19 protein-coding genes are annotated in these 24,105 nt (G+C 72.6%); 18 read left to right on the forward strand and 1 reads right to left on the reverse strand.

The window, feature by feature from the left end:
• Complete coding sequence (locus tag NE234_RS25055) at nucleotides 1-981, reverse strand: AAA family ATPase (protein ID WP_406567063.1); 981 nt, start codon at nucleotides 979-981, stop codon at nucleotides 1-3.
• Nucleotides 982-1,462: 481 nt separating this feature from the next.
• Between NE234_RS25055 and mraZ the strand changes: the two genes are divergently transcribed.
• The 18 genes from mraZ (at nucleotide 1,463) to NE234_RS25145 (ending at nucleotide 22,785) form a co-directional block, all read left to right on the forward strand.
• Nucleotides 1,463-1,894, forward strand: a complete 432-nt coding sequence (gene mraZ / locus NE234_RS25060; RefSeq protein ID WP_252783056.1) for a division/cell wall cluster transcriptional repressor MraZ — start codon at nucleotides 1,463-1,465, stop codon at nucleotides 1,892-1,894.
• Between the two features lie 326 nt (nucleotides 1,895-2,220).
• Entirely contained in the window at nucleotides 2,221-3,285 is a 1,065-nt protein-coding gene (gene rsmH / locus NE234_RS25065) for a 16S rRNA (cytosine(1402)-N(4))-methyltransferase RsmH (RefSeq protein ID WP_252783057.1), read from the forward strand.
• Nucleotides 3,282-4,259 carry a hypothetical protein gene (locus NE234_RS25070; RefSeq protein ID WP_252783059.1) on the forward strand — a complete coding sequence of 326 codons (978 nt, stop codon included), beginning with the start codon at nucleotides 3,282-3,284 and terminating at the stop codon, nucleotides 4,257-4,259. Before rsmH ends, NE234_RS25070 begins: the two co-directional genes overlap by 4 nt.
• 245 nt (nucleotides 4,260-4,504) lie before the next feature.
• Nucleotides 4,505-6,268 (forward strand): peptidoglycan D,D-transpeptidase FtsI family protein, encoded by a 1,764-nt coding sequence (locus NE234_RS25075; RefSeq protein ID WP_454923401.1) that lies wholly within the window; start codon nucleotides 4,505-4,507, stop codon nucleotides 6,266-6,268.
• A 47-nt stretch (nucleotides 6,269-6,315) separates the two neighbouring features.
• The gene (locus NE234_RS25080) at nucleotides 6,316-7,848 is read left to right on the forward strand and encodes a UDP-N-acetylmuramoyl-L-alanyl-D-glutamate--2,6-diaminopimelate ligase (RefSeq protein WP_252783103.1); all 1,533 of its coding nucleotides are present in this window, start codon (nucleotides 6,316-6,318) and stop codon (nucleotides 7,846-7,848) included.
• 63 nt (nucleotides 7,849-7,911) lie between these two features.
• On the forward strand, nucleotides 7,912-9,309 hold the full coding sequence (locus NE234_RS25085) for a UDP-N-acetylmuramoyl-tripeptide--D-alanyl-D-alanine ligase (protein WP_252783063.1): 1,398 nt from the start codon (nucleotides 7,912-7,914) through the stop codon (nucleotides 9,307-9,309).
• Nucleotides 9,306-10,364 (forward strand): phospho-N-acetylmuramoyl-pentapeptide-transferase, encoded by a 1,059-nt coding sequence (gene mraY / locus NE234_RS25090; RefSeq protein WP_252783065.1) that lies wholly within the window; start codon nucleotides 9,306-9,308, stop codon nucleotides 10,362-10,364. The genes NE234_RS25085 and mraY overlap by 4 nt, the downstream gene beginning before the upstream one ends.
• Nucleotides 10,349-11,755 (forward strand): UDP-N-acetylmuramoyl-L-alanine--D-glutamate ligase, encoded by a 1,407-nt coding sequence (gene murD, locus NE234_RS25095; RefSeq protein WP_252783067.1) that lies wholly within the window; start codon nucleotides 10,349-10,351, stop codon nucleotides 11,753-11,755. Before mraY ends, murD begins: the two co-directional genes overlap by 16 nt.
• A gap of 42 nt (nucleotides 11,756-11,797) precedes the next feature.
• On the forward strand, nucleotides 11,798-13,054 hold the full coding sequence (gene ftsW, locus NE234_RS25100; protein WP_252783068.1) for a putative lipid II flippase FtsW: 1,257 nt from the start codon (nucleotides 11,798-11,800) through the stop codon (nucleotides 13,052-13,054).
• Between the two features lie 49 nt (nucleotides 13,055-13,103).
• On the forward strand, nucleotides 13,104-14,195 hold the full coding sequence (murG, locus tag NE234_RS25105) for an undecaprenyldiphospho-muramoylpentapeptide beta-N-acetylglucosaminyltransferase (protein ID WP_252783070.1): 1,092 nt from the start codon (nucleotides 13,104-13,106) through the stop codon (nucleotides 14,193-14,195).
• Nucleotides 14,192-15,589: a UDP-N-acetylmuramate--L-alanine ligase gene (murC, locus tag NE234_RS25110; RefSeq protein ID WP_252783072.1), complete on the forward strand. Its 1,398-nt coding sequence runs from the start codon at nucleotides 14,192-14,194 to the stop codon at nucleotides 15,587-15,589. The genes murG and murC overlap by 4 nt, the downstream gene beginning before the upstream one ends.
• Nucleotides 15,590-15,658: 69 nt before the next feature.
• Nucleotides 15,659-16,432, forward strand: coding sequence for a cell division protein FtsQ/DivIB (locus tag NE234_RS25115; protein WP_252783074.1), 774 nt, complete (start codon nucleotides 15,659-15,661; stop codon nucleotides 16,430-16,432).
• 347 nt (nucleotides 16,433-16,779) lie between these two features.
• Entirely contained in the window at nucleotides 16,780-18,204 is a 1,425-nt protein-coding gene (gene ftsZ / locus NE234_RS25120; protein ID WP_252783076.1) for a cell division protein FtsZ, read from the forward strand.
• Between the two features lie 30 nt (nucleotides 18,205-18,234).
• A complete protein-coding gene (locus NE234_RS25125; protein ID WP_252783077.1) occupies nucleotides 18,235-18,933 on the forward strand; it encodes a YggS family pyridoxal phosphate-dependent enzyme in 699 nt (232 codons plus the stop codon).
• Nucleotides 18,934-19,034: 101 nt separating this feature from the next.
• A complete protein-coding gene (locus NE234_RS25130) occupies nucleotides 19,035-19,553 on the forward strand; it encodes a cell division protein SepF (protein ID WP_252783079.1) in 519 nt (172 codons plus the stop codon).
• Nucleotides 19,554-19,574: 21 nt separating this feature from the next.
• On the forward strand, nucleotides 19,575-19,856 hold the full coding sequence (locus NE234_RS25135) for a YggT family protein (RefSeq protein WP_252783080.1): 282 nt from the start codon (nucleotides 19,575-19,577) through the stop codon (nucleotides 19,854-19,856).
• A 50-nt stretch (nucleotides 19,857-19,906) separates the two neighbouring features.
• Nucleotides 19,907-20,845: a DivIVA domain-containing protein gene (locus NE234_RS25140; protein ID WP_252783081.1), complete on the forward strand. Its 939-nt coding sequence runs from the start codon at nucleotides 19,907-19,909 to the stop codon at nucleotides 20,843-20,845.
• Between the two features lie 146 nt (nucleotides 20,846-20,991).
• On the forward strand, nucleotides 20,992-22,785 hold the full coding sequence (locus NE234_RS25145) for a prolipoprotein diacylglyceryl transferase (protein ID WP_252783083.1): 1,794 nt from the start codon (nucleotides 20,992-20,994) through the stop codon (nucleotides 22,783-22,785).
• The last annotated feature ends 1,320 nt before the right edge of the window (nucleotides 22,786-24,105 follow it).

The following is a 24,105-nucleotide window of genomic DNA, read 5'->3' on the forward strand; positions in this document are numbered from 1 at the left end:
TCAGCGCCGGTGATCGGGGACCGGGACGCGTTCGACGAGCTCGGCGACGATCTGCTCGGCCGACCGGCGCTGGACCTGGGCCTCGGCCGTCGGCAGGAGCCGGTGCGCGAGCACGGGCACCGCGAGGCGCTGCAGGTCGTCGGGGAGGACGTACTCCCGGTCGTCCAGGGCCGCGTAGGCGCGGGCGGCCCGGACGAGCTGGAGCGTCGCCCGCGGTGAGGCGCCCAGGCGCAGTTCGGGGTGGTTCCGCGTGGCGGTGACGAGCGCGATGGCGTAGGCGCGCAGCCCGGGCGCGACGTGCACCTCGCGGACCACCTCGATCATCGCCCGCACGTCGCCGTCCTGGGCCACGGGCTGCAGCCGGTCCAGCGGGGACGGCCCGCCGTGCACGTCGAGCATCTCCAGCTCCGCGGCCGGCTCCGGATAGCCCATCGCGATCCGGGCGGTGAACCGGTCCCGCTGGGCCTCGGGGAGGGGATAGGTCCCCTCCATCTCCACCGGGTTCTGCGTGGCGATCACCATGAACGGGGCGTCCAGGGGGTATGTGCGGCCGTCGACGGTGACCTGGCGCTCCTCCATGCACTCCAGCAGCGCGGACTGCGTCTTCGGCGACGCGCGGTTGATCTCGTCGCCCACCACGATGTTCGCGAACACCGGGCCGGGCTTGAACTCGAACTCCCGGAGCTCCTGGTTGTAGGCGCTGACCCCGGTGATGTCGCTCGGCAGCAGGTCAGGTGTGAACTGCACCCGCCGCACCGAGCAGTCGATCGATTTGGCGAGCGCCTTGGCCAGCATCGTCTTGCCGACGCCGGGGACGTCCTCGATGAGGAGGTGGCCCTCGGCGAGAAGAACGGTCAGCGCGAGGCGTACGACGTCGGGCTTGCCCTCGATGACGGACTCGATGGCTCCGAGGATCTTGCTCGAGATCTGGGCCAGCCCGTCCAGTCCCCGGCCGATCCCGCCGTGCGTGCTTACTGACACTTACCCCTCCTCGGGCCACCCGTACGGCGGGTGTCGCATCGCACACCGGCCGTGGATGGGCACTCCCACCCGATATGTCGTACTGACAGTACGTCGTCGGGGCCGGTCACGGCGATGGCTGAGGAATGACCGCGGCGATCTCTTAGGCGGCGCGTGAGACTCCTTCCCGGAGACGTCTCGGCCCCGCCGGCGCGAGCGGTGCCCGGACGGCGACGGAACGTGACCTCGGCGGTCCTCCACTTTCCCCCACCCGGTGCTCCCCGGCCCCGCCCGAGAGGCCGCCGGAGGGTCTTGACCGACGCGCCGGGCGGCTCTGACGGGGTCTGTGGCACCCCCCGGCGGCGCCCTCTTCTGACCTGCCCGTACGCCGGGCGAGATGCCGCGTGACCGGTGTTTTGGTCGTTGACCGTGGGGGAGAGTGGAGTACAGTGGGGCGCCGTGGGGGAGGGCATCGACCCCGCGAAGCGGGAGGTGGGGGCCGATGTTCCTCGGCACTCACACCCTGCGCCTGGACGACAAGGGACGACTGTTCCTGCCGGCGAAGTACCGCGAGGAGCTGTCAGGGGGATTGGTGATCACGAAGGGCCAGGAACGCTGCCTCTACGTCTTCCCCGAGGCCGAGTTCCAGCGCATCACCGAGGCGCTTCGCACCGCACCGGTCACCGCCAAGGCAGTGCGGGACTACAGCCGGGTCTTCTTCGCCGGCGCCTCCGACGAGGTCCCTGACAAGCAGGGCCGGATCACCATCCCGCCGACGCTCCGGCGCTACGCGGGCCTGACCCGCGACTGCGCCGTCATCGGGGCCAACACGCGCTTGGAGATCTGGGACGCCACCGCGTGGGAGACCTACCTGGACGACCAGGAGCAACAGTTCTCCGACCTGTCGGAGGAGGTGCTGCCCGGGATTCTTTGACGCACCATCGCCGGTGATCGGATCCGTTCGGCGAGGTCTCCACCCGCTCCCAGCTGGCGCACCTTCCCCGGTGCCAGATGGCCGTTGCACAGCTCTTCCTCACGGAGCAGCGGATGGGGACCTGGCCGGGCGAAATCCCGAAGGGGGCCGGCGTAAGCCATTGAGCGGTGAGCCGCCGAGCAGGAGGGGTGGCGTCTTCCATACGGGGCAGACGGCCACACCGGCCGCCTTGATCGTTCCTGATCGATTCTCTCTCAGGGGTGGCGGGCGACAGCGAGCGCGGTCTCAGCGCTGTCCGCGAGCAGTGGCGTCCTGAGGGGGGTTTCATGCACGGCGACGACGAGCGCGAGGAGGGCTCGCGCGCGCGCCACGTACCGGTCATGCTCGACCGGATCCTGGCGCTGCTCGCACCGGCCCTGTCGGCACCCTCCGATGAGGACGCGATCTACGTCGACGCCACCCTGGGCCTCGCCGGGCACGCCGCCGCCGTCCTCGCCGCGCACCCGCGGGCGCGGCTCATCGGGCTCGACCGCGACACGACGGCGCTGGAGCGATCCCGGCGCCGCCTGGAGCCGTACGCCGGCCGGTTCACGCTCGTGCACGCCGTGTACGACGAGATCCCGCGGGTCCTGGCCGACCTGGGCGTCCCGCACGTGCACGCCGTCCTGTTCGACCTGGGGGTCTCGTCCCCGCAGCTCGATGAGGCCGAGCGCGGTTTCGCCTACTCCTACGACGCACCGCTCGACATGCGGATGGACCGCACCCAGCGGCTCACCGCCGAAGAGGTGGTCAACACCTATTCGGCCGCCGACCTGACGCGCATCCTGCGCGACTACGGCGAGGAGCGGTTCGCGCGGCGCGTCGCCGAGGCGATCGTCCGTGAGCGGGGGCGCGCCCCGTTCACGTCGACGGCCCGCCTCGTCGACGTCGTCCGCGGCGCCATCCCCGCCGCTTCGCAGCGCACCGGCGGGCATCCGGGCAAGCGCACCTTCCAGGCCCTGCGCATGGAGGTGAACGGCGAGCTGGCCGCCCTCGAGCGCGCGGTGCCCGCCGCCCTCGACGCCCTGGCCGTCGGCGGGCGCATCGCCGTCCTGTCCTACCACTCGCTGGAGGACCGGCTGGTCAAGCGCGCGCTGGCCGAGCGCACCACCGACACCACCCCACCCGACCTGCCGGTCCCGCTGCCGGAGGCGCAGCCCCGGTTCCGTCTCCTCACCCGGGGGGCGGAGCGACCGGCCGACGACGAGACCACGATCAACCCCCGGGCCGCCTCGGCACGCCTGCGCGCCGCCGAGCGGATCCGGGAGGAGCGACGTCCGCGAGGCATCGGCGCGATGCCCCTCGGTGAGAAGCCGCCGAGCGGGCGGAGTGGAGCAGGAGGCATCGCATGACCATCACGACTCCGCCGCCGGAGACCCGGCGTCGCCGTCGGCGCGCGGACGCGCCCGTCCGGGCGGGCGATGCCGGAAAGGACGCCGGCCAGAAGGAGAAGGCGGCACCGCGCGGCACGTCCACCAGGACGGCCAAGCCGGCCAAGCCGCCGGCCAAGTCGGCCGAGGCGGCCAAGACGACGAAGACCACCAAGGCGGCCAAGGCCGCCAAGGGGAAGACGAAGGCCGCGCCCGCCGGCGCGCGGGCGCGCGCCGGAGCGAGCGGGAAGACCGCGGGCAGGGCGGCGAGCGCCGCGGACCGGACCACCGGCACGTCGGCGAGTGCTCCGGCGAAGACCGGCGCCGCGCGGACGGCGACCAGGCGGTCGGCGACCCGGCCGCCCGAGCGGACGCGCACGGCGCCGAGCCGCTCACCGGCGACCCGGCCCGAGACCGCCGCGCGGCGGCCACGGACGCCCGCGCCGCCGCGCGCCCGCGCGCCGTTCGTCCTGCTCGTCGTCGGGCTGCTCGGCGGCGCGCTCGTCAGCCTCCTGCTGCTCAACACCGTCCTCGCCCAGGACGCCTTCACGCTCAGCGAGCTGCAGCGCGACAACCGGCAGCTGGGCGAGCGCGAGCAGGCGCTGAAGTCCGACATCGCACGGGAGCAGGATCCGGGGGTGCTGCACCAGAAGGCCCGCAGCCTCGGCATGGTCGACCCGCAGGGCACCGCCTTCATCGACGCGCGCACGGGACGGGTGACCGAGGTCGGGGCTCCGCCGCAGGGCGTCTCCGACGAGGCCGTGGCCGCCGCCGCGGCCGGGGCCGTCACCGGCGCGCCCGGCGCGCTCGTGCCGCCGGCCGGCGGTCCGGCGCCGCGCCAGGGCACCACCGGTACGTCCAAGGCCGCTCCGCGCCAGGGCGCCGTTCCTCAGCGCCAGGGCACCGCCCCGAAGACGAACCCGGCCGCTCCCCGGCAGGGAGGCGGCACGCGGTGACCTCCCGGCGTGGCCGCGGGCCGGCCGCTCCCTCCCCGCCCGGAGGCCCGCGCCGCACGAGCGGCCCCGGGCAGACCGGCCGCGGCCAGGGCGCCCGTGGGCAGGGCGCCCGCGGCCAGGCCGGTCGTGGGCAGGCGTCCACCGGGCGCCCGGGCGTCCGGGGCGGCGCCGACCCCGCCGTTCGGCGTGCCCGCGGCGGCCGCCCGCCGGGCCCGCCGCGACGGCCGGCGCTGCTGCGGCGCCGCATCGTCCGGCGTGACCCCATCAAGCGGCTGAACGTCGGCCTGCTGCTCGTGGCGTTCGTGCTGTCGCTGTTCGCCGGGCGTCTCGTCCAGCTCCAGGGCCTGGAGTCGAAGGGCTACGCCGAGGCGGCCATCCGCCAGCGGCTCAACCGGGTCCCGCTGCCCGCGGTGCGCGGCGCCATCACGTTCTCGCAGGGCCAGCCCATCGCCGAGACCGTCGACGCCCGCGTCATCTACGCCGACCCGTCGATGATCCAGCAGTACGAGCAGAAGAACCACACGGACCTCCGGAACAAGATCGCGACGACGCTCGCGTCGATGTTCGGGCTCGACCCGGCCACGCTGCTCAAGAAGCTCACCCCCCGGTCGAACATGGACCGCTACCGGGAGCTCATCCACCACGTGCAGCCGGACCGCGCCCGCATGGTGACCGCGATGAACCTCCCCGGCATCGGCACGCAGCAGGAGTACCGCCGGGACTATCCCGGCGGCTCCCTCGCCGCGAACGTCGTGGGCTTCGTCAACGCGGCGGGCGACGGCGCCGCGGGCCTGGAGTCCAGCATGAACAAGCTGCTCAAGGGCCGCAACGGCTGGCAGAAGGTCGAGGTCAGCGAGAAGGGCCAGCGGATCCCGATGGGGGAGGACCAGCAGCTCAAGCCGATCCCCGGCAAGGGGCTGCGGCTCACCCTCGACCAGGACATCCAGTGGAAGGCGCAGGACGCGATCGCCAAGCAGGTCAAGGCGACCAAGGCGCAGAGCGGCAGCGTCATCGTCATGGATCCCCGGTCGGGCCAGATCCTGGCGATGGCGACGGCGCCGTCCTTCGACCCGGCGAACTACGGCAGATACCCCGAGAGCGACTGGGGCAACCGGGTGGTGCAGGACGACTTCGAACCCGGCAGCACCAGCAAGGTGGTCACCGCGGCGGCGGCGCTGGAGGCCGGCCACGTGACGCCGGACACCGTGTTCACCGTGCCGGACCACATCACGAAGTTCGACCGGACGTTCCACGACTCCGAGCCGCACAAGACCGAGTCCCTCACGTTCGGGGGCGTGCTCGCCAGGTCCAGCAACGTCGGCACCATCCTGGCCAGCGACCGGCTGACGCCGACGCAGCTCTACCAGTACATGCGGGCGTTCGGGTACGGCCAGGAGACCGGGATCGGCCTGCCGGGCGAGGCGGCCGGCTCGCTCAAGCCGCCGAGCCAGTGGTGGGGCACCGACCGCTACTCCCTCGCGTTCGGCCAGTCCGTCTCGGTCAACGCGCTGCAGGTCGCCAGCGTCTACGCGACGATCGCCAACCACGGGATCCGCGTGACCCCGAGCCTCGTCGCCGGCACCACCGACGAGCACGGCAACCTCACCCCGGCGGCCAAGCCGGCCCAGCACCGGGTGATCAGCGGCACGACCGCCGCCGAGATCACCAAGATGCTCGAAGGGGTCATCACGAAGGAGGGCACCGCGCCCGCCGCGCAGATCCCCGGCTACCGTGTCGCGGGCAAGACCGGCACCGCGCAGCGCGTCAACCCCCGCACCGGGAACTACGAGGGCGGGGGGTACACCGCGACGTTCGTCGGCTTCGCCCCGGCCGAGAACCCACAGCTCGTCGTCGAGGTCGTGCTGCAGAAGCCGCAGAACGGCTACTACGGTGGTGAGGTGGCCGCCCCGGTGTTCAAGGACGTGATGAGCTTCGCGCTGCAGAGCCGGCGCGTCCCGCCGAGCGCGGGCCGGTCCCAGAAGATCCGTATCACCCCAGACCAGGGGTGACCGGCGGTACCCTCTCCGCCGTGTCCAACAGACCCGATCCCGATCTCATGCGACCCAAGACCGTTCCCGCCCGCCCGCTGTCCGGGCTCGTCTCCCTCCTCGGCCTGCGCGAGGCGACCGAGCCGCCGCAGGGGATGGTCACCGGTGTGACGCACGACTCCCGGAAGGTCCTGCCGGGGGACCTGTACGCCGCGCTGCCCGGCAGCCGCTTCCACGGCGCGGTCTTCGCCGCGCAGGCGGCCGAGGCCGGCGCCACCGGAATCCTCACCGACCGGGAGGGCCGGATCCGGGCGGAGAAGTCGGGACTGCCGGTGCTCGTCGTGGACGACCCGCGCGCGGTGCTCGGCAGGGTGGCGTCCTGGGTCTACGGCGACCCCGTACGCGACCTGACCCTGCTGGGCGTCACCGGAACGAGCGGCAAGTCGACGACCACGTTCCTGCTGGAGGCGGGGCTGCGGGCCGCCGGTCACGAGACGGGCCTGGTCGGCGGGATCGAGATCCGTGTCGGCGGCGAGGTGCTGCCCAGCGCGCTGACCACCCCGGAGGCCACCGACCTGCACGGCCTGTTCGCGCTGATGCGCGAGCGCGGCGTGACGGCGGCGGCCATGGAGGTCTCCAGCCACGCCCTGGACTTCGGCCGGGTCGGCGGCGCCTTCTACGAGGTCGCCGTGTTCACGAACCTCTCCCAGGACCACCTCGACCACCATCCGACGATGGAGGACTACTTCGCCGCCAAGGCGCGGCTGTTCACCCCGGAGTACAGCAGGATCGGCGTCGTCAACGTGGACGACTCCTGGGGCCGGCGGCTGGTCGAGCGCGCGGGCATCGCGATCACGACCTTCTCCCCGTCCGGTGCCGCCGGCGCGGAGTGGCGGGCGGCCGACGTCCGCCTGCGCGCCGACGGCAGCGACTTCCGGGTGGTGGGCCCCGGCGGGGTGGAGGCCGACGTACGGCTGCCGCTGCCCGGCCCGTTCAACGTCGCCAACGCGCTCGGCGCGGTCGTGGCGCTGGTCGAGTCGGGGATCGCCCTGCAGACCGCCGTGCGCGGCGTCGGCGGCCTCGCCGGCGTCCCTGGGCGGCTGGAGCGCGTGGACGAGGGCCAGGAGTTCACCGCGCTGGTCGACTACGCGCACAAGCCCGGGGCCGTCCAGGCCGTTCTGGAGACCCTGCGGCCGCTCGTCGCCGACGACGGGCGCCTGATCATCGTGCTCGGCTGCGGCGGCGACCGCGACACCGGCAAACGTCCTGTCATGGGAGAACTCGCCGCCCGTCTGGCCGACGTCGCGGTGTTCACCAACGACAACCCACGCTCCGAGGACCCCTGGGCCGTCCTCACCGCTATGGTCGAGGGGATACTCACCGTGCCGGAGAGCGAGCGCGCGCACGTGATCGTGGAGCCCGACCGGGCCGCGGCGATCGCTCTCGCGGCCGGCCGGGCCCGGCGCGGCGACGTCGTCGTCGTGGCCGGCAAAGGTCATGAACAGGGGCAGTATGTCGGCGGTGCGGTCCTCCCCTTCGACGACCGCGAGGTCATGCGGCGCGTGCTGCGCGAACGCCGGGAGCGACACGATGACCGGTGAGCGCGCGCGGCGCCGCGCGCCCCGGCACCGACGGACGATTCGGACTTCCGGCAAGGAGCAGACTTGATCCCACTCTCGCTCGCGAGGATCGCGGAGATCACCCGGGGCAGGCTGGACGGTGCGTCACCTGAGACGGTCGTGAGCGGACCCGTCGTCATCGACTCGCGCCAGGCCGAGCCCGGCGCGCTGTTCGTCGCGTTCCGCGGGGAGCGCGCGGACGGGCACGACTTCGCCGCACAGGCGGCGGAGGCCGGCGCGGCGGCCGTGCTCGCCGAGCGGCCGGTCGGCGTGCCCGCGGTCGTCGTCGACGACGTCCTGACCGCCCTGAGCGCGCTCGCCCGCGCGGTGGTCGACCGGCTGCCCGAGACGACCGTGATCGGCATCACCGGGTCGGCGGGCAAGACCTCGACCAAGGACCTTCTCGCGCGGCTCACCGGACGGCTCGGGCCGGCCGTCGCGCCGCCCGGGTCGTTCAACAACGAGATCGGCCACCCGCTCACCGTCCTGCGCGCCGACGAGGGCACGCGCTACCTCGTGCTGGAGATGGGCGCCCGCGGGCTCGGGCACATCGCCCATCTCGCGCGCGTCGCGCGGCCCGACATCGGCGTCGTGCTGAACGTCGGCAGCGCCCACATCGGCGAGTTCGGCAGCCGCGAGGTCGTCGCGAAGGCCAAGGGCGAGATGGTCGAGTCGCTGTCGCCGGAGGGCGTCGCCGTGCTCAACGCCGACGACCCCCTCGTACGGGCGATGGCGGCCCGCACCTCGGCGCGGATCACGCTGTTCGGCCGGGTGCCGGAGGCGGACGTGCGCGCCGTGGACGAGTCCCTCGACGACGCCGGCCGGCCGCGCTTCACCCTGGTGACGCCGGGGGGCTCGGCGCCGGTCGCGCTCCGGCTGTACGGGGCGCACACGGTGAGCAACGCGCTCGCCGCGGCCGCCGTCGCGCACGAGCTGGGCATGCCGGCCGCCGACATCGCCGAGGTGCTGTCGGAGGCGACTCCGGCCAGCCGCTGGCGGATGGAGGTCACCGAGCGGCCCGACGGCGTGACCGTCATCAACGACGCGTACAACGCCAACCCCGAGTCGGTACGCTCCGCGCTCGACACCCTGGTCCACATGGCCCGTGACCGGCGCGCCTTCGCCGTGCTCGGCGAAATGGCGGAGCTGGGTGCGACGACGGTGAGTGAGCACGAGAGGATCGGTACCCACGCGGCGCGGGGCGGCCTGACGGGTCTGATCGCCGTCGGCGAGACCGCCGCGTCCGTGCTGAAGGGTGCTGGACAAGTGGGGTCATGGACGGGAGAAGGCGTGCGGGTCGAGGATGCCGACGCGGCGGTGGCCGCGCTGGGCGAGAGACTGCGGCCGGGTGACGTCGTGCTGGTGAAGGGCTCGCGCGTCGCCGGGCTGGAGAAGGTCGCCCAGGCAGTGCTGGAGATGCCCGAAGGGGGGCACGAGGCGTGAGGACCATCCTGGTCGCGTCGGCCCTCTCCCTGATCATCGGGCTGCTCGGCACGCCGGTGTGGATTCGCGTGGTCCGCCGTCTCGGGTACGGCCAGATGATCCGCGAGGAGGGGCCCGAGGCGCACCTCAGCAAGCGGGGCACCCCGACCATGGGCGGCACCGTGTTCATCATCGGGTCGCTGATCGGCTACTTCGTCGCCCACGTGGCGACGGGGACCCAGCCGACGGTGTCCGGGGCGCTGGTGCTGCTGCTGATGACCGGCCTGGGCCTGGTCGGGTTCGTCGACGACTACATCAAGGTCTTCAAGCAGCGCAGCCTGGGCCTGCGCAGCGGCGCCAAGATGATCGGCATCATCATCGTCGGTGTGGTGTTCGCGCTGCTGTCGCTGCGCTTCCCGAACGCCTACGGGGCCACCCCGGCCAACCCGTACCTGTCGTTCCTGCGCGACTTCGGCCCGCCGATCGGCCCGTACCTCTTCGTGATCTGGGCGCTGCTGATGATCGCGGGCACGTCCAACGCGGTGAACCTCACCGACGGCCTGGACGGCCTCGCGGGCGGCGCGGTCGGCACGGTGCTCGGGGCGTACGTCCTGATCGGCAACTGGCAGCTGCGCAACAGCTGCTTCTACGTCGGGCTGGGTCCGACCTGTTACACGGTCCGGGATCCGCTGGACCTGGCGGTCGTGGCGGCGGCCGTGCTGGGCGCCCTCGTCGGCTTCCTGTGGTGGAACGCCCCGCCGGCCCGGATCTTCATGGGCGACACCGGCTCGCTCGGCCTCGGCGGCGTGATCGTCGGCCTGGCCGTGATGACCCGCACCGAGCTGCTGTTCATCATCCTCGGCGGGCTGCCGGTCCTCATCACGCTCTCGGTGATCATCCAGGTCGGGTCGTTCAAGCTGACCCGAAAACGGGTCTTCAAGATGGCGCCGTTGCAGCACCACTTCGAGCTGTCCGGCTGGGCCGAGACGACGATCGTGGTGCGGTTCTGGCTGATCTCCCTGCTGTGCGTGGCGGCGGGCCTGTCGCTGTTCTACATCGAATGGATGCCGAACTGATGACCGCCTGGAACGGCCTGCGGGTGTGCGTCGCGGGTGCCGGCCTGTCCGGCCGCGCCGCCGCCCGCGTCCTGGCCGCCCGCGGCGCCGACGTCACGCTCGTCGACGCGCGGGACGACGAGTCGCTGCTGGCCAAGGCCGCCGTTCCCGGCGTCACGGTGCGCCTGGGCGACGGCGACACGCTGCCGTCGGGCACCGAACTGGTCGTCACCTCGCCCGGCTGGCGTCCCACCGCCCCGCTGCTGAGGGCCGCCGCCGAGGCCGGTGTCGAGGTCATCGGGGAGGTCGAGCTCGCCTGGCGGCTTCGCGGGCCGGACGCGCCGCCCTGGCTGGCCATCACCGGCACCGACGGCAAGACCACCGTCGTGCGGATGCTGGCGCGGATGCTCGAGGCGGCCGGGCACCGGACGATCGCGGTCGGCAACGTCGGCACCCCCATCGTCGAGGTGGTCGCCGGCGGCGAGGGCGCGTCCCCCGAGCCGTACGACGTGCTGGCCGTCGAGCTGTCCAGCTTCCAGCTGCACTGGTCCAGCTCGATCCGCCCGCTCGCCGCGACCGTCCTCAACGTCGCGCCCGACCACATCGACTGGCACGGCTCCTTCGAGGAGTACGCCGCCGCCAAGGGCAAGATCTTCGCGCCGGGCACCCTCGCCGTGGTCAACGCCGACGACGAGTGGTCCGTACGCCTCGGAGCGGACGCCGAGCGCTCCATCGGCTTCACGCTCGGCGTGCCCAGCCCCGGCCGGCTCGGCGTCGTCGAGGAGCTCCTCGTGGACCGGGCGTTCACGGGCGACCCGGTGCGCGAGGCGGTCGAGCTCGCCGAGCTGGCGGACGTCCGGCCGTACGCCCCGCACAACGTCGCCAACGCCCTGGCCGCCGCCGCGCTGGCCCGCGCGTACGGCGTGCCGCCGGAGGCGGTCCGGGAGGGCCTGCGCCGGTTCCGGCCCGATCCGCACCGGATCGAGCACATCGCCACGGTCGCCGACGTGGACTACGTGAACGACTCCAAGGCCACCAACCCGCACGCGGCGGCCGCGTCCCTGGCGGCCTTCCGCTCGATCGTGTGGATCGCCGGCGGGCTCCTCAAGGGCGCCGACGTCGACGAGCTCGTCCAGGCGTGCGCGGAACGGCTGCGCGGGGTGGTCCTGATGGGCGCCGACCGCGCGCGGATCGCCGAGGCACTCGCACGACACGCCCCGGATGTCCCGGTCGTGGACGTCGCCGACACCGACACTGGTGCGATGGACCGCGTCGTCACCGAGGCGGCCCGGCTGGCGCGGCCCGGGGACACCGTGCTGCTGGCACCCGTGGGGGCCAGCATGGACATGTTCACCGGGTATCCGGCGCGAGGAGAGGCGTTCGCGGCGGCCGTGGGGCGGCTCGCCGAGTGAGCCCCGCGTCCGCGGGGACCGCATGAGGAGGGGAGCCGACCGTTGAGCGGGGCCTACGTCGACGAGGAGGAGCCGCGGTCGGGGCCGCGCGCCTGGGCGTCCGGGGTCGCCGGCCTGCTCGACCGCCCGCTCACCTCGTACTACCTGGTGCTCGGCAGTTCGCTGCTGCTGCTGGCCCTCGGCATGGTGATGGTGCTGTCGGCCTCCAGCGTCCGCCAGTACCAGAACACCGGGTCGGCGTTCACCCTCTTCGAGAAGCAGGCGCTGTGGGTCGGCATCGGCCTGCCGCTGATGTGGCTCGCCGCCCGGCTCCCGGCGAAGACCTTCCGCACGGCCGCCTACCCGCTGATGCTGCTGTCGGCGCTGGCCCTCGCGGTCGCGCTGACCCCGGGCCTCGGGCAGAGCGCCAACGGCGCGCAGCGGTGGATCAGCTTCGGCGGGCCGTTCCAGCTGCAGCCCTCGGAGCCGGCCAAGCTGGCCCTCGTCCTGTGGGGCGCCGACCTGCTGGCCCGCAAGGAGAAGCTGCGCCAGCTCACCGACTGGCGGCAGCTGCTGATCCCGCTGCTGCCGGGCACGGGCGTCCTCGTGCTGTTCATCATGCTCGGCAGCGACCTCGGGACGACCATGGTGCTGCTGATCATCTTCCTGTCGCTCATGTGGGTGGTGGGAGCGCCGGGCCGGCTCTTCGTCGGCATGGCCGGCCTCACGAGCGTCCTGGTCGCCATCCTCATCCTCGTCGAGCCGTACCGCCTGGCGCGGCTCACCGGCTTCCTCGACCAGTCCGGCAACCAGCTCACCACCAACTACCAGGGGCTCCAGGGCCTGTACGCCATCGCCTCGGGCGGCGTGCTCGGCACCGGGCTCGGTGAGGGCCGGGCGAAGTGGAACTACCTGCCCCACCCCGAGACCGACTTCATCTTCGCCATCATCGGCGAGGAGCTCGGCCTGATCGGCACGCTCATCGTCCTCGGCCTGTTCGGCGTGCTCGCGTACGCCGGCCTGCGGATCGCCCGGCGGGTCAAGGACCCGTTCATGCGGCTCGCCGCGTCCGGCGCGACCGCCTGGCTGATCGGTCAGGCCATCATCAACATCGGCGCGGTGATCGGCGTCCTCCCCATTACGGGCATTCCGCTGCCTCTGGTGTCGTACGGTGGGTCCGCCCTCATCCCGACGTTGTTCGTGCTGGGCATGCTGCTGTCGTTCGCCAAGCGCGAGCCCGGCGCCCGGCAGGCCCTCGCCGCACGTGGTCCGGGACCGGCCGTGATGGCTCTAAGCTGGCTGGGCCTGGCAAAGCGCTGAGGGTGTTGCACCCGTGACGGAGCGAGTCGATTAGAGCAGGAGCGCGAGCATGAGGGTTGTCCTGGCCGGTGGCGGCACAGCCGGACATATCGAACCCGCCCTGGCCCTCGCCGACGCGTTGCGCCGGGAGCATCCCGGCGTTCAGGTGACCTGTCTGGGCACCGAGCGGGGCCTGGAGTCCCGCATCGTGCCGCAGCGGGGCTATGAGCTCGCGATGATCCCGCCGGTCCCGCTGCCGCGGACGCTCACGCCCCGCCTGCTGACCGTGCCCGGCCGGCTCGCGGGCGCGATCAACGCCGCGGCGGCCATCCTCGACCGCACGCAGGCGGAGGTGCTCGTCGGCTTCGGCGGGTACGTCGCGACCCCCGGTTACCTCGCCGCGCGCCGCCGCAAGATCCCCATCGTCGTGCACGAGGCGAACCCGCGGCCCGGCCTGGCCAACCGGCTCGGCGCCCGCTTCACCGAGCACGTCGCGGTGGCGGCCCCCGACACGCCGCTGCCGCACGCCGAGGTGGTCGGCATCCCGCTGCGCCGCGAGATCTCCACGCTGAACCGCCTGGGCATGGGCGACAAGGCGCGGGCCCACTTCGGCCTGCGCTCGGACCTGCCCACGCTGCTGGTGTTCGGCGGCTCGCAGGGCGCCCGTTCGCTCAACCGGGCGGTCGGCGAGGCCGTCCCGCAGCTGCGGCAGGCCGGCATCCAGATCCTGCACATCGTCGGCCCGAAGAACCTCGCCGAGCCGGAGTTCACCCCCGACGACCCGGCCTACATCATGCTGCCGTACTGCGACCGGATGGACCTCGCGTACGCCGCGGCCGACTTCGCGATGTGCCGGGCCGGCGCCATCACCTGCGCCGAGCTGACCGCCGTCGGGCTGCCCGCGGCGTACGTCCCGCTGCCGATCGGCAACGGCGAGCAGCGGCTCAACGCCGAGCCGATCGTCCGGGGAGGCGGCGGCCTGCTCGTCGAGGACGGCGAGCTGACCGCCGACTGGATCCGCGCGAACGTCCTGCCCATCCTCGGCGACGCCGAGCGGGTCGCGATGATGTCCGAGGCCGCCGCGCGCATGGGCCGCCGGGACGCCGACATCGCCCTGGCCCGCCTCGTCGCCCGTGTCATCGCGGAGGGACCGGCCGCATGAGTCTTGTCACACCGGTGGACGTCGTTCCCGCCGACCGGCTGGGCAGGGTCCACTTCGTCGGAGTCGGCGGCGCGGGCATGTCCGGGATCGCGCGCATCATGCTGGGGCGCGGCATCCCGGTCTCCGGCAGCGACGCCAAGGACTCCGACCTGCTGCGCGAGCTGCGGGAGCTCGGTGCGACGACGTACGTCGGGCACGCCGCCGAGCACGTCGGCGACGCCGCCACGGTCGTCGTCTCGACCGCCATCCGCGAGACCAACCCGGAGCTGGCCGCCGCCCGTGAGCGGGGGCTGCGCGTCCTGCACCGCGCGGCGGCGCTGGCGTCGCTGATGGCGGGCCGCCGCGCCGTCGCGGTGGCGGGCACGCACGGCAAGACGACGACCACCTCCATGCTGACCGTCGCCCTGCAGCACGCCGGGGCCGACCCGTCGTACTGCATCGGCGGCCAGCTGGTCACGACCGGCCTGGGCGCGGGCGAGGGCTCCGGCGACCTGTTCGTCGCGGAGGCCGACGAGAGCGACGGCTCGTTCCTGATGTTCACGCCGCACGCCGCGATCGTCACCAACGTCGAGGCCGACCACCTCGACAACTACGGCGGCTTCGAGCAGGTCAAGGAGACCTTCGCCGACTTCGTCGGGCGGATCGAGCCGGGCGGCCTGCTCGTCGTCTGCGCCGACGACCCCGGCGCGCGCGCCCTGGGCGAGACCGGCGCCCGGCGCGGGCTCACCGTGCGCACGTACGGCGAGGCGCCCGGCGCGGACTACCGCGTCGAGGGCTTCACGCCGCGCGGGCTGGGCTCGCGGTTCACGGTGGCGGGGCGGGAGCTCACGCTGGCCGTCCCCGGCCGCCACAACGCCCAGAACGCCGCCGCCGCGTACGCCGTGGCCGTCGAGCTGGGCGTCGACGCCGCCGCGGTCGCCGAGGGCCTGGCCGGCTTCGGCGGGGCGCGGCGACGGCTGGAGCCGAAGGGCGAGATCGGCGGCGTCAAGGTGTTCGACAGCTACGCCCACCACCCGACCGAGCTCGCCGCCGATCTGCGGGCCACCCGCGACTACGTCGAGGAGCTCGGCGGCGGCCGCATCGTCGCGGTCTTCCAGCCGCACCTGTTCAGCCGCACCAGGTTCTTCGCCGACGAGTTCGGCGCCGCGCTCGGGCTCGCCGACGAGGCGGTCGTCCTCGACGTCTACCCGGCGCGCGAGGACCCCATCCCGGGCGTGACGGGGGAGCTGGTCGCCAAGGCGGTCCCGCACGGGCGGGTGACGTACGAGCCCGACGAAAGCGCGGTCGCCGGGCGTGTCGCGGCCATGGCCGCTCCCGGGGACGTCATCATCACGATGGGCGCCGGCGACGTGACCCGGCTCGGTCCGGAGATCCTCCGGCTGCTCGGCGCCTGAGCGGCGGCTCATCCGGGGCGGACTCCCGCTCGGTCGCGGGCGCCGCGGAACGAGTGAGGAGGCGTGACGATGGAGGCCGAGGACGTGCCGGGCGCCGTGGGAACGGATCCCGGCGCTCCGGACGCGGACGTGCCGGCCCGGCCGTCGCGGCCCGTCCGCCGTCGTCCCAACCGGTGGAAGGTCCTGTTCGTCGGGCTCTTCGTCGCGGGCGTGCTCGGCACGGCGACCTGGGTCCTGCTGGGCTCTCGGCTGCTCGTCGTCCGGCACATCGACGTGACCGGCGAGCGGCTCGTCTCCCGTGAGGAGGTGCTCGCCGCGGCGCGGGTGCGCCTGGGCGAGCCCCTGGCCCGGCTCGACACCGGCGTCGTCCGCGATCGGGTGGAGACGGTGCAGGCGGTGGAGACCGCCCACGTCGAACGCCGGTGGCCGACCACGGTCCGGATCGTCGTACGGGAGCGGACGCCGATCGTCGTCGCCCAGCGCGGCAACCGGTACCTCCAGATCGACCGGTACGGCGTGACCGTCGTCACGTCCGCCGCGCGCCCGCGCGGGCTGCCGGTGATCGATGTGGCGAATCCCACGCAGAGCGACCCGGCGCTGCGGGCCGGGCTGTCCGTCGTCCAGGGCCTGCCCTCGTGGCTCGGCCGTCAGGTGGTCGGCGTGGACGTCCCGTCGACCGAGGCGGTGAGCCTGCGGCTGGCGGACGGCGTCACCGTCGTGTGGGGCGCCGCGGAACGCGGGCCGGAGAAGCTCCGGCTGCTGCACGGCCTGCTGGGCGCGTCGCCGCGCCGGGGGGTCCAGACGATCGACGTCAGCTCCCCGGAGGTCGTCACCACGAAGTAGCCGGAAGGCGTGGGAGGGCGCGGCGGCCGCGCTCCGGTGCCTTCGAGTAGCGAACGATCCTCAGGCGCGGGACACTTGTCCTCGCGCGACCGGTGGGAACGGCGCGCACCGGATCGGATGAATTGGGATGACTGGGGTGTCGCGACACGCCGGTGTACTCAGGGCCGGGTTAGTTGACCCTGCAGTGGGGCGCCCCTACTGTCCGTATCAGCCCTAGGTTGACATAACTCTAAGTCTCAACTTGAGGGTGAGGGTTCCGGCCCAACAATGTAGGTGGATTCAGTAAGAAACACCGGAGCGGTGGTACGCCGGCCGGTTCGATAGAGCGAGCGGAAGGGCCCCTCGTCGTGGCAGCACCGCAGAATTACCTGGCGGTCATCAAGGTCGTCGGCATCGGCGGCGGCGGCGTCAACGCCGTCAACCGGATGATCGAAGAGGGGCTCAAGGGTGTCGAGTTCATCGCGATCAACACGGATGCCCAGGCGCTGCTGATGAGCGACGCCGACGTCAAGCTCGACGTCGGCCGTGAACTCACCCGTGGTCTCGGCGCGGGCGCCAACCCCGACGTCGGGCGCAAGGCGGCCGAGGATCACCGCGAGGAGATCGAGGAGGTCCTCAAGGGGGCCGACATGGTCTTCGTCACCGCCGGAGAGGGCGGTGGCACCGGCACCGGAGGCGCTCCGGTGGTGGCCAACATCGCCCGGTCCCTGGGTGCGCTGACGATCGGCGTGGTGACCCGCCCCTTCAGCTTCGAGGGCAAGCGGCGCGCGATGCAGGCCGAGGCCGGCATAGAGACACTCCGCGACGAGGTCGACACCCTCATCGTCATCCCGAACGACCGGCTGCTGTCGATCTCCGATCGCCAGGTGAGCGTGCTGGACGCGTTCAAGGCGGCCGACCAGGTGCTCCTCTCCGGTGTTCAGGGCATCACCGACCTGATCACCACGCCGGGTCTGATCAACCTCGACTTCGCCGACGTCAAGTCGGTGATGTCCGGGGCCGGCTCCGCGCTCATGGGCATCGGCTCCGCACGCGGGGACGACCGTTCGGTCGCAGCCGCCGAGATGGCCATCTCCAGCCCGCTGCTGGAGGCCAGCATCGACGGCGCCCACGGCGTCCTGCTGTCGATCTCCGGCGGGTCCGACCTCGGCCTGTTCGAGATCAACGAGGCGGCGCAGCTCGTGTCCAACGCGGCCGCGCCCGACGCGAACATCATCTTCGGCGCCGTCATCGACGACGCCCTGGGCGACGAGGTCCGGGTGACGGTGATCGCCGCGGGCTTCGACGAGATCCGGCCGCAGAACGCCCCGGTGCCCCAGGCCGAGCCGAAGCGGCTGTCGCCGCCCCGCCCCGCCATGGCGACCCCGCCCGTGACGCCGCCCCGCCCGGTCACCCCGCCCGCCACGCCACCGCCCGCGCCACCGCGGGTCTCGGCCGTACCGGCTCCGGCCCCCGCTCCGCACCGGGAGCCGGCCCCGTCCTCGCCGGTGGAGGGCAAGCCGGTCGAGGCGAAGCCGGACCAGCCGAAGGCCGAGCCGCCCAAGCCCGCGGACACCAAGCCCGAGCCGGTGGCCGACAAGCCGGCGGAGAGCGCGACCGACGGCGGAGCGACGCCGCCGCGTCCGGCCTCCGGCGAGTCAGCGGCCCGCCCTAAGGTGCCGCGGCCGGCCACCGAGCCGACCGCGGCGCGCCTCGGCACCGACCCGATCCGCCGCCGCCCCGTCGTCTTCGACGAGGACGACGACCTTGACGTCCCCGACTTCCTCAAGTGACGATGCCCAGCCAGTGATGCACGACCAGTGATGTCCAGCCGAGAAGAGCACCTGGCCGCCAACCTCGCGGCCGTCCGTGAACGCGTCGCCAAGGCGTGCGCCGCGGTCGGCCGCTCCACCGCGGAGGTCACCCTCATCGCGGTGACGAAGACCTTCCCCGCCTCGGACGTTCGCCTGCTGGCCGGGCTGGGTGTCACCGACGTCGCCGAGAATCGCGACCAGGAGGCGTCGGCCAAGGCCGCCGAGTGCCGTGATCTGCCGCTCACGTGGCACTTCGTCGGGCAGTTGCAGACCAACAAGGCCCGCTCGGTGGCCTCCTACTCCGACGTCGTCCACTCCGTCGACCGGGAGCGTCTCGTGACGGCGCTGTCCCGCGCCGCGACCGGGATGGACCGGTCGCTCCGCTGTCTCGTCCAGGTGGCGCTCGACGACGCCGAGGGTCGGGGCGGCACCCGGCCCGACGGTGTTCCGGCGCTGGCCGACGCGATCGCCTCCGCTCCCGGCCTCACCCTCGGGGGCGTCATGGCGGTGGCGCCCCTGGGCGGCGATCCGGCGGCGGCGTTCGGCCGGCTCGCGGAGGTCGCCACCGCGCTGCGCGCGGCTCATCCGGGAGCGAGCATGATTTCTGCCGGAATGAGCGGCGATTTGGAAGAAGCGATCGCGTGTGGTGCGACACACGTGCGAGTCGGTACGGCGTTGCTCGGAGGACGACGGGCAATCGTCAGGTAATGTCCCCACCGTGGACCTTGGAGTCCGCGCTCAAACGTAACCGATCAGCTAGCGGAAGCTTCCCGCAGGGATCTCCTGTCGGCGGACGACGGAGGGGGCGTATGGCCAGCGCGATGCGCAAGATGGCGGTCTACCTCGGCCTCGTGGAGGACGACCGCTACGACGACGATTACGATGACTACGACGTCTATGACGACGAGGCCGTCGAGCGGCGCCGGGCCGAGCGCGGTTCCGACGATTCCGCCGGGCAGCCTACCGGAGTCCAGGCGCCCGCTGTGGAGGAGCAGAAGCCGTTCGGACCCGAGCGGCGCCCCCCAGTTGGGGAGTCCGCGGTGTCCGACCTCGCTCGTATCACTACGCTTCACCCCAGGACCTACAACGAGGCCCGCACGATCGGCGAGCACTTCCGGGAGGGCACCCCGGTGATCATGAACCTCACCGAGATGGTCGACAGTGACGCGAAGCGTCTCGTCGACTTCGCGGCTGGTCTCATATTCGGCCTGCACGGAAGCATCGAGCGTGTTACGAACAAGGTGTTCCTGTTGTCCCCAGCCAATGTCGAGGTGACCGCCGAGGACAAGGCCCGTATGGCAGAACGAGGGTTCTTCAATCAGAGCTGACAGCCACAAGCGAGAGTGTTCGTGAACCTTGGAAATTACCTGAGCATCCCGCTGTACCTCTTCCTGCTCTTCCTCATCGGCAGGATGGTCTTCGAGACGCTTCAGGCGTTCGCCCGGTCGTGGCGGCCCAGAGGGGTGGTGCTGGTGTTGGCGGAGGCCACATACACCGTCACCGACCCACCTCTCAAGCTCCTACGCCGTTTCATCCCGTCGGTTCGGCTGGGTAACGTTGCACTCGACCTGAGCTTCACGGTTCTCTTCTTCGTGGTCTGGTTCTTGATCATCATTGTCCAGCCGCTCTGATCGGGTACCGTCCGTTCGGGGACAGACTCCAAGCGCGCCAAGGAGACCAGATGCCGCTGACACCCGCGGATGTGCGGAACAAGCAGTTCAGTACAACCCGGCTCCGGCCGGGATACGACGAAGAGGAGGTCGACGCGTTCCTCGACGAGGTCGAGGCCGAGCTCGACCGGCTCATCCAGGAGAACGAGGAGCTGCGCGCCAAGCTGGCCGAATGCCTTCGTGGCAAGGTGCCCGCGATGGCCGCTCCGATCGTCGAGCCCAAGCCGGAGATCGCGCATCTGCCCGAGCCGCCCAAGCCGCCGGAGCCCAAGCCTGAGCCCGAGCCGATGATGGGTCTCGGCATGCCCCCCGCCCCGCAGGCGCCGCCGCCTCCTCCGCCGATGGCCACGCCCGGCGAGGACAACATGGACACGGCCGCCCGGGTGCTCGCCCTGGCGCAGCAGACCGCCGACCAGGCCATCGCCGACGCCCGCCGCGAGGCCGACGAGACGCTGGGGCGTGCCCGGCGTGAGGCCGAGGAGATCCTCGGCAAGGCCCGCCGGCAGTCCGAGCAGATCGTCAGCGAGGCCCGCGCCCGCGCCGAGTCGCTCGAGCGGGACGCGCAGGAGCGCCACCGCCAGGCCATGGGCTCCCTCGTCCAGCAGCGCGAGGAGCTCGAGCGCATGGTCGAGGACCTGAACCTCTTCGAGCGCGAGTACCGCAGCCGTCTCAAGGCCTACCTCGAGGGTCAGCTGCGCGAGCTGGAGGCCGGCAGCCACGCCGGGCCGTTCGGTGGACCGGGCAACACGGGCCCGCAGCCGGCCGCCCAGCCCGCCGTCGTCCCTCCGCCGCCGCACCCCGAGATGCAGCGCAACGGTCAGCCGAGCGTCGGTCCGGGCAACACCGGTGCGAACCCCTTCCCGCAGCCGCCGCAGGCCGAGCCGCAGCACGCTCAGCACGGCGCCACCGGAAGCTTCCACACCGCCGACAACCCGCACGACCGGCGCTGAGCACGGCCGGACGGTTCCGGACGACCGTCACATCGACGGTCATGTCAGGAACCAAGTGGTAGCGGGTTGGAGGCGGCCGAACCGTCCGAAGTTGCGCTAGCGTTGCTGCGCATCTCCGGTACGACGGTTGGTAGAGGGAGACCTGTGTGATCATCCTGAGTGGCGTGCTCGTCGTCCTGGCGATCGCTCTTCTTGTGACGGGCATCGTCACGGGCAACACCGGGCATGAGATTCTCGGTCTTGACGGGCTGAAGCTGATCTACGTCTCGATCGGGGTCAGCATCGTCTCCGCCCTCTTCCTGGCCGTCGGAGTGTTCCTCCGGCGCAAGGAGCTCTTCGGCGCCACGGCCCCGGCCACCGCCAAGGCGTCCGGCCGGACCACCGCCCGGCCGGTGAAGGCCAAGGCGCGGGTCGGAGCGGGAGAGGACGCGGCGATCGTCCCGGTGACGTCCGCCTCCGCGACCGACGTTCCCGACGAGACCACCGTCTACGTGGTCCCGGGCCGCAAGCGCTACCACCTCGAGACCTGCCGTCAGCTCGCAGGACGCGAGAAAGAGGAGCTGACCTTCGTCGAGGCGCGTGAAGAGGGCTTCACCCCCTGCACCGCCTGCCTGCCCGACACGGCGCTCGCCGCGCGTGCCGCCCTCACCGACAGCGTCGAGGAGCGAGCCGCGGACACCGTCGGCACGGTGGCCGACACCCGGCCGCAGAGCCCGCCCCTGGAGCCCGTGGACGTCACCCGGACCGACATCCCGGTCACCCGAGCACTGCCGGCCTCCGAGCAGCCGCCCGCCGAGGAGCGCGACGGCCTCACGGCCGGCCGGGCCACCACCGACGAGACCGAGGCGACCCGGTCCCCGGAGACGGACGCCCGCGACACGGAGTCCACGACCACCCCGCCGGCCGACGCGGAGCGCACGACCGCCGACGCGCCCGAGGAGCCCCTCGCCGAGCGCTCGAGGCGACGCGGCCGGTCCCTGTTCGAGCCTCTGGACCGCACGGAGACCACTGCGGACACGGCCGCGGCGGACCCGACCGAAGAGGCCGCCGCCGAGACCGACGGCACCGGATCGCCGGACGTCGCGCACCGCGACGCCGAGCCCACCCTCGCCGGCGCCACGGACGAGTCCGAGACGGCGGAGCCGCAGGACGACGTCCACGACGGCACCGACGAGGCCGCGGACGTCGCGGCGGTGACCCGTGAGGTGCCCCGGCCCGGAGCCACCGAGCGCGAGACCCCGGAGCCCGCGGCCGCGGACCGCGAGACCGCCGCCCCCGAGGCCACGGACGCCGACCGCACGGACGCCGACGCGCGCGACGCGGAGACGGCGAACGCGGACCAGGCGGACGCCGAGACCATTGACGCGAAGACCGCGGACGCCGAGACCGCGGACACGCAGACCACGGACGCGGAGAAGGACGACACCGCGACGGCCGGGCCCGGAGCCGAGGCGGATGCCCCCGAGGCCGCCCTCGAGCCCGAGGAGCCCGCCGACGAGGAGCCTGCCGGCCGGGCGGCCGCCGATGAGGCGGCCACGGCCGATGCCACTCCGGCAGAGGCCGCCGAGCGGGCGGAGACCGCCACCGAGCACGACGAGTCCGCCGACGACGCGGGCACGGAGAACACCGACAAGGCCGACAAGGCCGACGAGGTCGACGAGATCGGCAAGGCAGGCGAGACCGACGAGGCCGAGGAGAGCGCGGAGGCCGCCGACGCCGAGGACACGGCGAAGGCCGAGCCCGCGGACGGCTCCGATGACGCCGATGACGCCGACGGCCCGACGGTGCGCATCCTGAGCGGTACCAAGCGGTACCACCGGTCCGACTGCGCGCTGATCGAGGACATCGCCGACGACGCCGACGACCTGGAGAGCCTGTCGCGCGAAGAAGCGCGAGAGCGCGGCTGCACCCCCTGCCTGGTCTGCCAGCCCGACGACTGACGCTCGCCCGGTTCGGACGTCCCGGGCCCGGCCACCGGCCGGGCCCGTCCGGTTGTACGGGCCCGACCCACAGGCGGCCGGCCGGGCCCGTCCGGTCGCTGGGTGCCCGTCCCGGAGGCGCGGTCGAGTCCGGCCGGGGATCTACTCCGCGGTTTCTGTGAGCGCCGCTGTACCCCTGCCTGGTCTGCCACCCCGACGACTGACGCTCGCCCGGTTCGGACGCCCCGAGCCCGGCCACCGGTCGGGCCCGTCCGGTTGCGCGGGCCCGACCCACAGGCGGCCGGCCGAGTCCGGCCGGGGGATCTGCTCCGCGGTTTCTGTGTGCGCGGTCGCGTCCTTGCCTGGTTTGCCAGCCCGGCGACCGAGGTTCGCCGGTCGTCATCGCGGCCGGCTGGCGCCTCGCAGACGCTCGGCATGTCAGGTCACTGGTGCGCTCGTGTCCTCTGATCATTGGCGGATGCTGCCGCCTGGCACTCAGTGGACGCCAATGATCATGTGGTGAGGTCGGCCGCGCGGCGACTGGGCATGCGAAGGCTCCTCCGCGAAGGCACTGAAGAGTCTTCGGAAGAGCCCCTGCGAAGCCGCTCGAAAGGCCCGCTGCGGTCTGTGGTCAGAGGCCTGCGATCGTCTACATCCCGTCCGTGCGCCGGCGCCTCGGCTCGGCGCTGCGTAAGGGCGACCCAATGCCGACGGTGATCCCGAGGCGTCGTCGGTCTGTGGGCCGTCGGCGCACAGAGGTCTCGGCGAGCACGGTCGGACGGGGGCGTTTTGCGCCGGTCCGCGACTCCCTCTGGCCCCCTCAGCCCCATTCACCGAGACTTCCGTCCGCGTCAGTGCCCTGGCACGGTGCCCACGACCGCTGGGAACACGGCGGCGTGCTCGAGACGGCAAGATACGCTGCACCGCCATCGCGTACGCGGGCCGGTTCTAATCAGCGCCGAGGATTCTGTTCGCTCCCACCACCGAAATCCTCGGCCGAGACGGGGCGCACGGAATCGAGGCGGTGAGCGACTTCTGTGAGCACGGCGGCGATGTCTGCTCCCGGTGGTCGGGCGAAGCGCCCGGTAGAGCGGCCGGAAGCGGGTCGTCGATCAGAACGAACCGCCGTTCTCACGGCTCTCGCCCGAGCCTTGTGCTTCGCGAGGGACAGTCATCGGCCTGGGAACGCCGTGGGGGCACCGGAGCTCTCGGTCTGTCAACGACGGCTGAAAACGGACCCGTCTGCGGCGGGCGAAAATGGACCCGTTTGTTGATCTTCAGTCGTTGGTCTTGGCCGCGGGGACGCGGCCGAGGTCGCGGTCTTTGAGGCGGTAGCTGTCT

Origin of the sequence: Actinoallomurus rhizosphaericola (assembly GCF_024055675.1) — a bacterium.
GTDB lineage: Bacteria > Actinomycetota > Actinomycetes > Streptosporangiales > Streptosporangiaceae > Actinoallomurus > Actinoallomurus soli.

Excerpts from the sequence above, each read along its gene's own strand:
- mraZ (WP_252783056.1), top strand. The coding sequence starts at position 1,463 with ATGTTCCTCGGCACTCACACCCTGCGCCTGGACGACAAGGGACGACTG.
- rsmH (WP_252783057.1), top strand. The coding sequence starts at position 2,221 with ATGCACGGCGACGACGAGCGCGAGGAGGGCTCGCGCGCGCGCCACGTA.
- NE234_RS25070 (WP_252783059.1), top strand. The coding sequence starts at position 3,282 with ATGACCATCACGACTCCGCCGCCGGAGACCCGGCGTCGCCGTCGGCGC.
- NE234_RS25080 (WP_252783103.1), top strand. The coding sequence starts at position 6,316 with ATGCGACCCAAGACCGTTCCCGCCCGCCCGCTGTCCGGGCTCGTCTCC.
- murD (WP_252783067.1), top strand. The coding sequence starts at position 10,349 with ATGGATGCCGAACTGATGACCGCCTGGAACGGCCTGCGGGTGTGCGTC.
- murG (WP_252783070.1), top strand. The coding sequence starts at position 13,104 with ATGAGGGTTGTCCTGGCCGGTGGCGGCACAGCCGGACATATCGAACCC.
- murC (WP_252783072.1), top strand. The coding sequence starts at position 14,192 with ATGAGTCTTGTCACACCGGTGGACGTCGTTCCCGCCGACCGGCTGGGC.
- NE234_RS25115 (WP_252783074.1), top strand. The coding sequence starts at position 15,659 with ATGGAGGCCGAGGACGTGCCGGGCGCCGTGGGAACGGATCCCGGCGCT.
- NE234_RS25125 (WP_252783077.1), top strand. The coding sequence starts at position 18,235 with ATGTCCAGCCGAGAAGAGCACCTGGCCGCCAACCTCGCGGCCGTCCGT.
- NE234_RS25130 (WP_252783079.1), top strand. The coding sequence starts at position 19,035 with ATGGCCAGCGCGATGCGCAAGATGGCGGTCTACCTCGGCCTCGTGGAG.
- NE234_RS25140 (WP_252783081.1), top strand. The coding sequence starts at position 19,907 with ATGCCGCTGACACCCGCGGATGTGCGGAACAAGCAGTTCAGTACAACC.